This is a genomic window from Paenibacillus polysaccharolyticus (assembly GCF_023714295.1).
Classification (GTDB): Bacteria; Bacillota; Bacilli; order Paenibacillales; family Paenibacillaceae; genus Paenibacillus; species Paenibacillus polysaccharolyticus_A.
Genome location: NZ_JAMAUN010000007.1, coordinates 191,435 through 205,325 on the forward strand (window position 1 = coordinate 191,435; position 13,891 = coordinate 205,325).

Annotated in this window: 13 protein-coding genes; 3 read left to right on the plus strand and 10 right to left on the minus strand. The window is 46.6% G+C overall.

The window, feature by feature from the left end; all coding sequences use genetic code 11:
* Nucleotides 1-108: 108 nt before the first annotated feature.
* Together M3629_RS17885 and M3629_RS17890 are read right to left on the minus strand one after the other, a co-directional pair.
* On the minus strand, nucleotides 109-882 hold the full coding sequence (locus tag M3629_RS17885; protein WP_251508971.1) for an SDR family NAD(P)-dependent oxidoreductase: 774 nt from the start codon (nucleotides 880-882) through the stop codon (nucleotides 109-111).
* 58 nt (nucleotides 883-940) lie between these two features.
* Entirely contained in the window at nucleotides 941-1,399 is a 459-nt protein-coding gene (locus M3629_RS17890; protein ID WP_123064663.1) for a chemotaxis protein CheX, read from the minus strand.
* Nucleotides 1,400-1,849: 450 nt separating this feature from the next.
* Between M3629_RS17890 and M3629_RS17895 the strand changes: the two genes are divergently transcribed.
* Together M3629_RS17895 and M3629_RS17900 are read left to right on the plus strand one after the other, a co-directional pair.
* Nucleotides 1,850-2,752: a LysR family transcriptional regulator gene (locus tag M3629_RS17895; protein ID WP_090919420.1), complete on the plus strand. Its 903-nt coding sequence runs from the start codon at nucleotides 1,850-1,852 to the stop codon at nucleotides 2,750-2,752.
* Nucleotides 2,753-2,783: 31 nt separating this feature from the next.
* Entirely contained in the window at nucleotides 2,784-3,593 is an 810-nt protein-coding gene (locus M3629_RS17900; RefSeq protein WP_251508973.1) for a histidinol-phosphatase, read from the plus strand.
* 463 nt (nucleotides 3,594-4,056) lie between these two features.
* Here M3629_RS17900 and M3629_RS17905 read toward each other — a convergent pair whose 3' ends face one another.
* The 6 genes from M3629_RS17905 to M3629_RS17930 all read right to left on the minus strand — a co-directional run bounded on the left by M3629_RS17905 (nucleotide 4,057) and on the right by M3629_RS17930 (nucleotide 10,494).
* Nucleotides 4,057-4,695 (minus strand): GNAT family N-acetyltransferase, encoded by a 639-nt coding sequence (locus tag M3629_RS17905; RefSeq protein ID WP_251508975.1) that lies wholly within the window; start codon nucleotides 4,693-4,695, stop codon nucleotides 4,057-4,059.
* 144 nt (nucleotides 4,696-4,839) lie between these two features.
* On the minus strand, nucleotides 4,840-5,571 hold the full coding sequence (locus M3629_RS17910) for a metallophosphoesterase family protein (protein WP_251508977.1): 732 nt from the start codon (nucleotides 5,569-5,571) through the stop codon (nucleotides 4,840-4,842).
* A gap of 31 nt (nucleotides 5,572-5,602) precedes the next feature.
* Entirely contained in the window at nucleotides 5,603-6,562 is a 960-nt protein-coding gene (locus M3629_RS17915) for a metallophosphoesterase (protein ID WP_251508980.1), read from the minus strand.
* Nucleotides 6,563-6,748: 186 nt separating this feature from the next.
* Complete coding sequence (sdhB, locus tag M3629_RS17920; RefSeq protein ID WP_251508983.1) at nucleotides 6,749-7,513, minus strand: succinate dehydrogenase iron-sulfur subunit; 765 nt, start codon at nucleotides 7,511-7,513, stop codon at nucleotides 6,749-6,751.
* A 511-nt stretch (nucleotides 7,514-8,024) separates the two neighbouring features.
* A complete protein-coding gene (gene sdhA, locus M3629_RS17925) occupies nucleotides 8,025-9,767 on the minus strand; it encodes a succinate dehydrogenase flavoprotein subunit (RefSeq protein WP_145335514.1) in 1,743 nt (580 codons plus the stop codon).
* 58 nt (nucleotides 9,768-9,825) lie between these two features.
* Entirely contained in the window at nucleotides 9,826-10,494 is a 669-nt protein-coding gene (locus M3629_RS17930; protein ID WP_251508985.1) for a succinate dehydrogenase cytochrome b558 subunit, read from the minus strand.
* Nucleotides 10,495-10,856: 362 nt separating this feature from the next.
* Between M3629_RS17930 and M3629_RS17935 the strand changes: the two genes are divergently transcribed.
* The gene (locus M3629_RS17935) at nucleotides 10,857-11,780 is read left to right on the plus strand and encodes a LysR family transcriptional regulator (RefSeq protein WP_251508986.1); all 924 of its coding nucleotides are present in this window, start codon (nucleotides 10,857-10,859) and stop codon (nucleotides 11,778-11,780) included.
* 12 nt (nucleotides 11,781-11,792) lie between these two features.
* Here M3629_RS17935 and M3629_RS17940 read toward each other — a convergent pair whose 3' ends face one another.
* Nucleotides 11,793-12,464: a potassium channel family protein gene (locus M3629_RS17940; RefSeq protein ID WP_251508988.1), complete on the minus strand. Its 672-nt coding sequence runs from the start codon at nucleotides 12,462-12,464 to the stop codon at nucleotides 11,793-11,795.
* Nucleotides 12,465-12,497: 33 nt separating this feature from the next.
* Nucleotides 12,498-13,817, minus strand: a complete 1,320-nt coding sequence (locus tag M3629_RS17945) for a TrkH family potassium uptake protein (RefSeq protein ID WP_285888913.1) — start codon at nucleotides 13,815-13,817, stop codon at nucleotides 12,498-12,500.
* Between the last annotated feature and the right edge of the window lie 74 nt (nucleotides 13,818-13,891).

Consider the following 13,891-nt stretch of genomic DNA (forward strand, 5'->3'; position numbering starts at 1 on the left):
AGCCCGCTTACCAAATCTTATTGCCGAAATGTTCAAGTCTGCGCAAAAAAAAGAAAAGCCCCTCGGCGGAGCCCTTCTTCATCCGATATATAGTGCACTCGTTACATTCTACTTCTGATTCATTACACCGTGTGACAAGCGGTCAGCCAGTCTAGGGAACAACTGATACAACCAAATGCCAGCTGATGCCAGCCGTGGCAGATTCACTTCTTCCTTACGTTTCTTCATGGCGCGAATCATGTGGCCTGCTACATTCTGTGGTGTCAGCATCAGCCAGCGCACATTGTTTACGTAATTCCCTGAAGGATCGGCACGATCAAAAAACGGTGTATCAATGGGACCTGGATTAATCGTCGTCACAGTGATGCCCGTCTTGCGCAGTTCCTGACGCAGTGCGTTGCTGAATCCAAGTACAGCATGCTTTGTCGCTGTATAAGAAGCTGATTTGGCCGTCCCTATTTTACCAGCCATCGAAGCAACGTTTACAATCTGACCTTTGCCCCGTTCCAGCATATGTGGAAGCACCGCTTTGGTACAGCGGACAATGCCCATGTAATTCACGTCCATCATCTCATCGAATTCTTGTACAGACATGTCAGTCATGGCAGCAAATTTTCCGTATCCGGCGTTATTCAGCAAAATATCGATTCGTCCGTATTTATGTAACATCGCATCTACAGCCGTCTGAACCTGCTCACTGTCTGTGACATCCATCGTAAGCAGTTCATGCCGTCCCTGTAGTGAAGCACCAATCTGATCCAGCTTGTCCCGCGAACGGGCAGCCAAAATCGGGATGGCTCCTTCTTCGATCAGCATTTGTGCACAGAGCGCACCGATTCCACTGGATGCTCCTGTTATAAAAACAACCTGATCTTTCAGCATGTTGGTGTCCTCCCGTAATAAAACACATTGGGCCTCATGAAGGCCTATGGTTTCTATTTTACGAGATCATCACCTGAATATCCATCTCGCCAATCCCATCCATCAACAAAGGTATGCTAAGCGCTTTCGTTGCAGTAAATGTGGCTAAAATTTCAGATTGCATAACCTGAGGAGGCGTAATATCTACAACAACGCCTTGGTTGGACAGAATTGTACTTGCATTACCACTTATCATGTTACCGAGCTCAGAGATCGCACTTTTACTCATATCGTCCATCTCGGTGATGACAAAACCACCCATCATAGCCGAAACGATTTTCAAAGCCACCGTCTCTTGTATACCAAAAACAATATTTCCGCTCAACTGTCCCGTCATTCCAATCACGATCCAGACATGGTCTGCAATGTACTCTACATTTTTCACGCCAAGATTCCCGGTGGAAGGCGAAACCTGGATGAGCTGTTCAAAAACGTTGCGTGCAGATTCCAGGAATGGGTTAATTACTTCCGCTTTCACTGTATATGTCCTCCTCACACTGGGTTATTGGTCACACACCAAAAGTCCCATATTCATTAAATTTATTATACTTTATCACGTACGAGAATTCATTAAGAATTCAGGAAATCTTGTGTACTATAATTTATCGTCATTAGAATAGCAAATGTTTATAGCTGTTTTTGTCGCTTTACGCTTTTGGAAAGAAATATTATTCCCTCATTGATACTGTAAAAGGAATGTAGGACTTTTATACCGGTTGTGTATATGGTTAAAATTTAAAATTTTATCTCACTTCACATATATTCCATTTATTTAGTCCATTAGTCTACTTTCAAATAGGCGTATGCCCTTCATTGCTCTGATCTCCGTAATCCCCTATAATTTAAGATAAAAGAAACAGAACCCGTCACGGAATTCACTGCATGACACATGACATACAGAGGATATTTTGTTGCAAGGAGGCCGTATATGAACATCAGCCAGCTCGAAACGCTGATTACTATTTCCAAAACGATGAGTTTCCGTAAAGCTGGAGAACTTCTTAATCTGACACAGCCGGCTGTCTCCGCTCAGATTAAAAGTCTGGAAGACGAATTCAACACCGTTCTTGTCGATCGGAATCAACCAGTGACCCTCACAGATCGCGGACAGGTTTTTCTGGAACATGCCGAACGGATGCTCGATATTGTAGACGAGTTAAAACAAAAGCTGTCCGATCTCGATGAAACACCACAAGGACGTATTGTACTCGGAACAACGACGTCGATTGCAATTCAAATATTGCCACGGGTGCTCTCTTACTTTCAGGATCAATTTCCACTGATTAAAACAAGCATACAATCTCTGCCCTCCGCGCAGATTTATACACAGGTCGAGAATGGTCTGGTGGATATCGGAATTGGATATCTGACCGAACGGAATCCTAATCTTAGTACATCGGTGCTGTACTATGATACATTTGAACTTGTTGTATCCCCTTCCCACCCGCTGGCGAAGAAAAAACATGCCGCAGTTGATGTACTGCGCAGTACACCTCTGATTCTCCTGTCCCCCGATACGGTTGGGCGCCGGTTTACAGAAGCGGTTTTCAAAAAATATAACATCGAACCCAATGTGGTCATGGAATTATCGAGTAGCGAAGAAGTGAAACGAATGGTGGAGATTGATCTTGGTGCAGCCATTATCTCCAAACAATCTGTTGCACAGGAGCTGCGGCAAGGTACACTCCGCATGATTCCTTTAAGTGAGCTAGAGGTCAGCCATCCTGTAGGTGTCATCTATAAATCCAGTCGCTATTTGAATTCGGCGATGCATCAGTTTTTGAGTGATCTCAAAGGTATGCCGGAGACTCAATTTATCAGTTCGGAATAAATTAGATGAAAAGAAAGGGTAGGGATTCCATATGAAATTTGATCTTCATACACACCATTTCCGCTGCGGTCATGCGGACGGCAACATCAGGGATTACATTGAAGCAGGTATTGAGGCAGGACTTCAGGCTATTGGAATCTCGGATCACACCCCTTACTTTGGCAGTGAACTGGAGCAGGCGCATCCACGAATTGCAATGGGTAAATCTGAATTACAACATTATGTCGCTGAAGTGCTCGCGTTAAAAGAAGAATATGCCGGTAAAATTGACGTTTTGCTCGGAATCGAATCCGACTACTTTCCACCGCATGCTGAATTGTACCGGACAACGCTGGGGCAGTACCCGTTTGACTATATTATCGGTTCCGTTCATCACACGGAGGATATCAGTATCTTCAACAAAACTCGCTGGAATGGACTAAGCAATGCTCGCAAAATTGAAGTGAAAGAAGGCTACTATGCGTTAATCGCAGAATCGGCCCGCAGCGGCATGTTCCAGATTCTCGGACATATTGATGCGATGAAAGGCAATTATCCGCCATTCTCCGAAATTGTTGCAGACCACGCGATTGACGAGGCCCTTCAGGTGATAGCCGATGCCAACGTTGCGATTGAGATCAACACCTCCGGCAAAACCAAGCTTAGTGGCGGTTGGTATCCATCCGATGCTATTCTGGAGCGTGCCAATCATTACGGTGTAAAAGTGACCTTCGGTTCAGATGCTCACATCCCGGGGCGGGTAGCCGATGAGCTTGACCTTGTACGCACACGTTTGCGGGAGATCGGTTTCACCGAATGGGTGTATTTCAAACAAAAGCAAATGCAGATTGTTCCTCTATAAAAACTGGCGAAACACAAAGATCCCCACGTAGCATGAATAAACGTGAGGATCTTTTCTTTTCTTTTCTTTTCTTTTCTTGTTTTTTCTAATTCCCTAGTAGATTATAACTAAAGATTTTACACAGTCCACTCCAATGACAGAAGAACCTGGAGAGTAAGAGTAGCGGTTATCCCCAGATTTTTTGAATTCCCTTTTCCATAGGGGAAAATCTGGGGATAAAGGCGAGCGCTTCGCTTTTTCAGGTTTTTTCTGTCCTCTCCGTTAAAGTGTAAAAGAAAAGTTCAAAACTTATATAAACAAAAAAATGAACCCGCTCATCGCGGGTTCCAACAGCATTATCTATTATCAAAAAGGGGGTCATGAGATAAGTTTACCCCTTGTCTGTTAGAGTTCAATTGCAACTATATTTCAATTGTGTAACAAATGATTGAAGTTCGTTTCAGGTGTTTTATCCTCGATTACGTTATGATATTCCCGGCTTGTTTGATGCCAGATTATGAAGCTGTTCGAGGTACAGGTCATGCTGGAACTGTTCGCGGTACATGCCGTACACCTTAACATCCATGGAGTTTTCAAACGCCTTGTCTTCTTCATCGCTCAGTCCATATGACGGAAGATTCCGCTCATAAGTCATGCCCATTTTAAGCAGTACCCGTTCCGATGAACCATTGGCCTCATAACAGCGTGCTTCAACTCTCCACAGATGAAGCTCATCAAAACCGAATGTCAACAGGCGATGCACCGCCTCTGTGGCCACGCCTTTCCCCCAGTAATCCTTGTCCAAGATGTAACCGATCTGTGCGGTTCCTTTTTGATCATTCCAATGTTGAAAAGAAGTTATGCCGATTACTTGCTCTCTGCCTTTCCAACAGATACCGTAATGCAATGAATCCAGTTTAGCACTGCTGCTCCGAATCTGGTTTAACAGTTTTCTCGCTCGAATGGGTGGAGGTTGACTCCCTCGATTGACGTAACGAATCACTTGAGGATCGGATAAGAGTTCAGATAAAGTGATGTAATCACTTTGACGTAATGACCGAAGTACAAGACGCTCTGTCCATAAGGCTGGCAGCCCTTGAATGAGCATGTTTCGATTAAGCATGACAATCACTCCTTTGCCTAACGGGCTCTAGTCCGGTAAGACAAGCAAGCTCTAAGGATGATCCGGCATGATACGGCTGATTGAATGACATAAATTGTAGTATGTCCTGTCATTGTTCAGTTTTATTCGATCACAATACTGTTTCTACTCTTGTAATCCGCGATAAATACCTGAGCGTATTTCACGAATATATACCTCAAGTGACGGTACTTCTGCTTTTTGTGCAATCCGTACTTCATGTTCAATGTCGTAAGGAACCCGAACAAACTGAAGGTTGAACGGTTTTTGGCTATCCTCTCCGTATTCCCCTTCAAGAATACAATACGAGGCTTGCGGAAGATCAAGCGGATTGCCTATGCTTCCAGTGTTAAACAGCATTTTCCCTTCCAGATATTGAAGGAAAGCATTATGAACATCACCATAACCGACCACTTCAGCCACACCTGTCCCTGAATCATCCACTGGAGGATCAAACATGGCCAGACGCTTATCCATATCATCCCATGGTTGTACGCGATGGTAAACGCTTTGCGGTGAAGCATGGACTAGGCGAACGGTCCGTCCGCTTAATTTGAATTCATAACTGAAGGGAAGGCTCGCCAAATAAGCCACTCTGTCGGCTCCCAGTCGCTCAGCTTGCCATGTGAAATCACGGACATCCTGATTCACTGCGACAAGTTCGTCCCAGTTGCCACGAATGACCACTTCACATGTTGCTCTGACGTGATCCACCACTTCAGCTGGTTGTGGCCCTTTGCCCACAAGATCACCCAGACAAAATATCCTGTTCAAACCACGATGCTGAATATCTTTCATCACAGCTTCCCAGGCAGTCATGTTGCCATGAATGTCGGATACAATCGCTATACGTTCCATTTGGTTAACCCCCATTCATGTTTGTTAAGCCTTATCTTTCACTAACATCATCCCGGCTTAGATGAAGCACAGTCAGTTCAGGTCTGCATAGAAAACGAATGGGGAGCTGCGTCATGCCAAATCCTCGATTCACGTAAACCGGCATCCGGGGTTCAGAGGTATAATTCAATCCCTCAACAAATTTGCGTGATCCCCTTGGAGTTGTCATTGCACCGAACAAAGGAAAACGAACCTGGCCACCATGGCTATGACCTGAAAGCTGCAGCCCAAATCCATACGGAGCGGCATAATCGGCATAATCCGGTTCATGCATAAGTAGAAGTTTCCATACACTCTCACTTAACCCTGTAACGGCCTCGTCCAAGTTGGGCTCTCCTGTTAATGCATCATCCAGACCTACTACTGCCAACTTCCTATTTCCACTTTCGATAACGGCATGTTCATTCAGTAACAGGGTAAAGCCAGCTTCACGGAACATATCTATCACTTCCTGTTGTTGCCGTCCTCGATAATCATGATTCCCGAGTACAGCAAACTTCCCGTACCTTGCTGTCATAGAGGCTAGAATCGGTACACACTCACGCATCGGCTCGGATTGTCTCTCAACGATATCTCCGGTATAACAAATAAGATCCGGTTGCTGATCCTTGATCTGTGCTGCCAGCTTGCTCAACTTTTTCTGTCCTGTATGAAAACCGAGGTGCACATCACTGAAATGAACGACACGCAGTCCATCAAACGATTCAGGAAATGAAGGGAACTTAAGATCAATATGATTAACCTGTAGACGCCGCGGCTCCCAAAGCGCATATCCCAATGTCAGCACACTCGCTACCACAGTCATCACATGTTTTCGTAGTTGGAACATTCGACGAGAAGGGTCATGATCCTTTTCTTCTCCAGGAAAAGGAGATTCATTCGAACCGTTTGGACTGTTTACGTGTCGGGACGGCGAACTGCCGCTGCTCAAACGTGGTGTCTTTCCCATCATTCCCCTCCTCAAATCTGTTTTCTTATAGTTGTTATAGGCCATATCCATCCTTGTAGTATACCATATTCTGCACAGGATGCCCGCTTCCTTCGACTGATGACAAAAGAAGCCGTGACCCGCCAAATTCTGCGCGGGATCACGACTCCTCCGTGAAGCAGAGTCAACCTCTGCTACGTTATTACAGTATTATACACCCAGCCAACGTTTGAACATATGCTTGGTGGTTTGTTTATTCATCTCCGCAATAGAAGTGGTGAGCGGGATGCCTTTTGGACATGAACGCACACAGTTCTGGGAGTTTCCGCAACCTTCAATACCGCCATCATCCATCAACGCTTCCAGACGTTCTTCTGCGTTCATCTCACCTGTAGGGTGAGCGTTAAACAGACGTACCTGGGATAGCGCAGCTGGACCGATAAAGTCGGTTTTTTCGTTAACGTTCGGGCAAGCTTCGAGACATACGCCACAAGTCATACACTTAGACAGCTCGTAAGCCCACTGACGTTTCTTCTCAGGCATCCTTGGCCCTGGACCAAGGTCATACGTGCCATCAATAGGAATCCAAGCTTTAACACGCTTCAGAGCGTTAAACATCCGCGTACGGTCAATGACAAGGTCACGTACCACCGGGAATGTTTTCATCGGTTCGATCCGAACCGGTTGTTCAAGCTTATCGATCAAAGCGGCACACGCTTGACGCGGCTTGCCATTAATAATCATGGAGCAGGCGCCGCACACTTCTTCAAGACAGTTGGATTCCCAGCACACCGGGGCAATGGATTTACCTTCCGTGTTTACCGGATTCCGCTGAATTTCCATCAGGGCGCTGATCACGTTCATGTTTGGACGGTACGGAAGCTCAAATTCTTCGGTGTACGAAGATGACTCCGGGCTGTCTTGACGGGTGATAATAAACTTGACGGTTTTGCTTGCTGTTGCTTGTTCCGCCATATCGTTGTCCCCTCCTCTGGTGACGATGATTGTATTACTGGTGCGCAAAGCTGGATGTTTGGGTGCTCGGGTGGACGCTCCGGTCGCGGAATGCCCTTTGGATCGCTGTTATCCCCAAATTTCTTTGACCAACCCTTCACAGGGTTGAAATTCGGTGATAAAGGCGAACGCTTCGCTTCTTTCGGGCATTTCCGCTTTCTTCGCTACGCCGTGCACATCGTGATGCTTTGCTGGAAGCTGCAATCCATTTTTCTAGATTAATGTAATTTTTTGTGGAATCCTGCTCATGCTGGGCTTCCTTGAAATGAATGAAGGTGCGCAAAGCTGATTGTTTGGGTGCTCGGGTGGGCGCTCCGGTCGCGGAATGCCCTTTGGGTCGCCATTATCCTCGAATTTTTTGATCCACCCTTACTGGGGTGAAAATTCGATGATAAACGCGAACGCTTCGCTTCTTTCGGGCATTTCCGCTCCCTCCGCTACGCCGTGCACCTCGTGCTGCTTTGCTGGAAGCTTAGTCTTTTGAGTAATCCCGGATACGTGGTGGAATCAAGGATACATCAACCGGCTCGTACGAGATTTGTGGGCCTTCTTTGGACCAGCTCGCGATAGTCGTTTTCAGGAACTCTTCATCGTTACGCTCCGTGAATTCCGGTTTGTAGTGCGCTCCGCGGCTCTCATTACGCAGCAATGCGCCAAGTGTCATCGCTTCAGCAAGCTCAAGCATGTTCCACAACTGGCGGGTAAATGCCGCACCCGGATTGTTCCAACCGGAGTTGTCATACATGTTGATTTTGCCATAACGCTCTTTCAGTTCCTTGATTTTGCCAATGGTTGCTTCAAGCTTGTCATTGTAGCGAACCACCGTCATGTTGGCTGTCATCCACTCGCCCAGCTCTTTGTGAATCACATAAGCATTTTCCGTACCTTGCATTTTCATGATGCCTTCGTATTTGTCGGTTTGGCGCTTCGTATAACCATCAAATACGGAAGAAGAGATATCCGCAGAGGACTTCTTGAGTCCTTTGATATATTCAGCCGCTTTTGGTCCTGCCACCATACCACCATAAATGGCGGATACGAGTGAGTTAGCACCCAAGCGGTTTGCACCGTGGTATTGATATTCACATTCGCCAGCTGCAAACAGCCCTGGAATGTTAGTCATTTGATTATAATCTACCCACATGCCACCCATGGAATAGTGAACGGCAGGGAAGATTTTCATCGGAATTTTACGCGGATCGTCGCCCATGAATTTCTCATAGATTTCAATGATTCCGCCCAGTTTGACATCCAGTTCCTTCGGATCCTTGTGAGAGAGGTCGAGATATACCATGTTCTCGCCGTTCACACCAAGTCCCATGTCTACGCATACGCTGAAGATTTCACGTGTTGCGATATCACGCGGAACAAGGTTCCCGTAAGATGGATATTTCTCCTCAAGGAAGTACCAAGGTTTGCCGTCTTTGTACGTCCAGATCCGTCCGCCTTCACCACGCGCCGACTCGGACATCAGGCGCAGCTTGTCATCTCCCGGAATCGCTGTCGGGTGAATCTGAATGAACTCGCCGTTGGCATAATTCACGCCTTGTTGATATACCGCACTTGCAGCTGTACCTGTATTGATAACGGAGTTTGTTGTTTTCCCGAAGATGATGCCCGGACCACCGCTTGCCAGAATAACAGCTTCGGCTGGGAACGTCTGTACTTTCATCGTTTTCAGGTCCTGTGCCACAATACCGCGACACACACCTTCATCGTCGATAACAGCTTGCAGGAACTCCCAGTTTTCATACTTGGTTACGAGACCCGCTGCTTCCCAGCGGCGTACTTGCTCATCGAGCGCGTACAACAGCTGCTGACCCGTTGTCGCGCCGGCAAACGCCGTACGGTGATGCTTCGTTCCTCCGAAACGGCGGAAATCGAGCAATCCTTCCGGTGTACGGTTAAACATAACGCCCATCCGGTCCATCAGGTGGATGATGCCAGGTGCTGCTTCACACATCGCTTTAACGGGTGGTTGGTTGGCAAGAAAGTCTCCGCCGTATACCGTATCATCAAAGTGTACCCATGGGGAGTCGCCTTCCCCTTTGGTATTTACCGCACCGTTGATACCGCCCTGGGCACATACGGAGTGGGATCTTTTAACAGGAACCAGTGAAAATAAATGAACATGGACTCCGGCTTCAGCCGATTTGATCGCCGCCATCAATCCCGCGAGACCGCCGCCCACAATAATTACATTCGATGATGCCATTGCTAGTTCACTCCCTTAGTAAGTAAGCGTTATTCATAAAATTTAAGATCAGTAAATGTTAGACCAAAACGGATTTTACCGCGTCAATCATTGAAGTTGCTGTTTGGAAATCAACGTTCCGGAAAGCAAACAACGAAGCGATAAACATGATGGAAATAAGAGCGAACAAGCTCATGCACACATACGAGGATACCCGCTGTGCACGAGGTCCGACCGTAATTCCCCAGCTAACGAGGAACGACCAGAGTCCGTTGGCAAAGTGATATGACGCCGCAACCACACTGATCAGATATAAAATAAATGTTACCGGATTCATCACAATGTTATGGATAACACCGCCCAACTCTTCGTGAGTTACGTTGCCCAGAGCCACTTGTACACGCGTCTCCCATACATGCCAGATCACAAATACAAACGTGATGACACCACTGATCCGCTGCAACGTATAACGCCAGTTACGCTCGTTGCCGTAACGACCCACGTTAGGCTTTGCCTGATAAGCAATGTACAGACCATATACACCGTGATAGAACAGCGGCAGCCAGATCAGAAACGTTTCCAAAACAATAACGAGCGGCAGGCTGTTCAAGAAGGCAACCGCACCATTAAAAGCTTCTTTGCCGCCTTCAACTGCTGAGAAGTTCGTCACCAGATGCTCTAGAAAAAACAAACTGAGCGGAATGACGCCAAGCAAGGAGTGCAGCTTTCTCGAGTAAAACCCTTTCATAAAATGTCGATCCCCTTTCGCTAAATACAACGTTTTCATAAATCCATTCTTATATCATGACACGAATCCTTCTTACATGGGAAGGTTCGACAAATTGTTCCGTTTTGATCAGGTGTGAACAACTTGTGTCACAATTCATGTTACTCCTTTTTTTCTTATAAGGGAATTGCAATATAATTATTAAATGTTATAACCTATAGGTATAAGTGTTGAAACAAAGGTTTTGTAAGGCTTATACCATTGAAACTATGATTTTCCTAACCTATATAACCATTCAAACAACGAGACTAAACGCCATACAATAAGGCAAACAATTAATCAAGGGCAAGAATCACACTCATAATGAAGAGAGGTTTGTGTTCATGTTCGAAGAATTAAACGCATTTGCAGCGGTCGTAGAGCAATCCAGTCTAAACCGTGCATCCAAGTTATTGAATCTGTCTCAGCCTGCACTCTCTCGTAAAATCTCCAAGCTGGAGGATGAATTGGGCGTATCCCTCTTCCATCGCCGCGGCAAACGATTGGAATTAACCAGCGTAGGCCAACTCGCCTACACCTTCGCCGTCGAGCAGAAACAACAGCAACAGAAGTTTCTAACCATGTTATCTCAATACAAGGATGAAGAACAGAGCATTATTACGCTAGGAGCTAGCTTGACGACCCTTCAGACCACTTTACCTCCACTCGTCAATGCCTTTATGGAGAAGCATCCTCATGCAGAATTGAAGCTCTTAACAGGCAAGACCCATGAGATCGTTTCTTTTGTACGTGATAAAAAGGCCGATGTGGGCATTGTAGCCTCATCCATTAGCGAAACGGGACTCAACTGTGTTCCACTATTTGACGATCACCTGGAGCTGGTTGTGCCGCTAACGCACCCACTTGCAGGCAAGGAAGCAGGAATGGAGCATCTACAGGATCTACCCATGATTACGTTCTCCAAAGGGACATGGTACCGTAAACTCACAGACGATCTGTTCCAGCGCTGCACTGTAATGCCTGACATTCGCATGGAGATCGATTCATTTGAAGCCATTATCCGTCTTCTGCCGACCTGTAAAGCCGCTGCCCTGCTTCCCAAATCTTATCTTCGTCCACAGCTGCTGGCAGATAACGATCTCGTTGCCGTGCATTTACCCCAGCTGAAACAGACCCGAAGAACAACTTGCATGATCTACGGGGAAAAGGACAACCTCAGCGAAACCGCCAGACAATGGGTCAGGGAGACCGCTGCATTTTTTACAGCAAAGGCGCCATTGCCCACAAGGAGGACAACAACGCCTTGATTTCAATAAAACTCAACTCTCATCACTAATGACTTCTTCTTCAAACCGGTCGATATCATCATTATTGCCAATAATGACCATAATATCCCCCATTTGCAGGGAATCCATCGCCGTCGGAGCTATAATGACTCCGGCTTCTTTTTGCAGGGCTACAATGCTGCAATTAAAGCGTACACGTGCATTCAGGCTGGAAAGTGTTTTATTGTGGAGACAGGCAGGTACCTTCATCTCCACGATACTGTAATCATTGGACAGTTCGATGTAATCCAGCAGGTTTGGCGTAACCAATTGGTGAGCGACCCGGATGCCCATATCCCGTTCAGGGTAAACGACCCGGTCGATGCCCAGCTTATCAAGCGCTCGTCCGTGAAGAACGGAGATGGCTTTGGCAACCACCGTTTTGACCCCCAGTTCTTTGAGCAGGATCGCGGTAAGAATACTTGTCTGGATATCGTCGCCAATAGCAACGATGCCGCAGTCAAAATTACGGATGCCGAGGGAGCGTAGTACCTCTTCATCCGTAGCGTCGGCTACGACAGCATGAGTGACCAGGTCACTCATGTCTTCGACAAGCTCTTCATTTTTATCAATGCCAAGCACCTCATAACCTAGTTCCATTAATTCCTGTGCCAGACTGGAGCCAAACCGCCCAAGTCCAATGACTGCAAACTGCTGTTTTTTCATCGTTCTTCACGAACCCCTCTATCCTAATAATCACTAACCAATTATCATTTTGCCTTCCGGATACCTGTATAAATCCTTACCCTTTTTCTGCCCCAGTGCATACGCCAGCGTGATGGGGCCAAGCCGTCCTGCAAACATGGTAAAACAGATCATTAACTTGCCAAACGTGGTGAGTTTAAGCGTCAAGCCAAGAGAAAGGCCCACGGTACCAAAAGCAGATGTCGTTTCAAATAATATCATTAAAAAATTACTGTCTTCTGTCGTACTCAGCACCATCGTCACCGTAATAATGAACAACAGCGCCAGTAGCGTGATGGTGAGTGCCTTGAAAATACGTTCCTGCACAAGCCGATAACGGAAAAAGACGATATCCTCCCGCCCGCGCATCATGGCAATGACTGCCCCGGCCATAATCAGAAACGTTGTTGTTTTGATGCCGCCCCCGGTTGACCCCGGTGATGCACCGATAAACATCAATATAATCATGAAAAATTGCGTGGCCTGCCGCAGTCCGGCAATATCCACCGTGTTGGCCCCGGCTGTACGCGGTGTTACCGATTGGAAGAACGAGCCGAGCAACTTACCGCCCCAGTTCAGGCCACCCAGCGTTCGAGGGTTGCTGAATTCGAACACGAAAATGACCAGCGCACCAAACACAATCAATAAGGCCGTCATCAGCAAAACCACTTTGGAATGTAAGGATAGCTTCTTCGTTTTATGATATTCCACCAAATCGGACAACACCACAAAACCGATCCCACCCGAAACAATCAAAAACATGGCGGTAAAATTAACAAGCGGATCGTAGACATAGCCCGTTAGACTGCTAAAATGACCAAACATATCAAACCCGGCATTGTTAAACATAGAGATGGCGTGCCAGTAACCGTAATACATTGCCTGCCCAAGGGGCATATCAAATGACCAGCGCAGTGCAAACAATGTACCGCAAATCCCCTCCAGAATAAGCGAATAAGTCACGACTTTGCGAATCAGCCTCACAATGCCTTCCATTGTGCTCTGATTCATTGCCTCTTGTAAGATCAATCGTTCCTTGAGCGATATTCTCCGTTTAAATGCAATCGCAACCAGGGTAGACATTGTCATAAAACCGAGACCGCCGATCTGAATGAGAATGGCGATAATCACCTGCCCTATCACTGAAAAATAGGTTCCTGTATCCACAACTACGAGCCCCGTCACACAGACTGCCGATGTTGCCGTGAAAAGTGCATCGATAAAAGCCAGGCTGTCACCACTTTGGCTGGATACCGGCAGCATCAACAGCAGCGTGCCGAGCATAATAATGCCAGCAAAGCCTAACACCAGAATACGCGGCGGCGATAATCGCATCCATTGAACATTCGCTTTCACTTCAGTATCATCCACCTCTGCTAAAAAAGAAAATAACTCCAACCTGTGGAGCC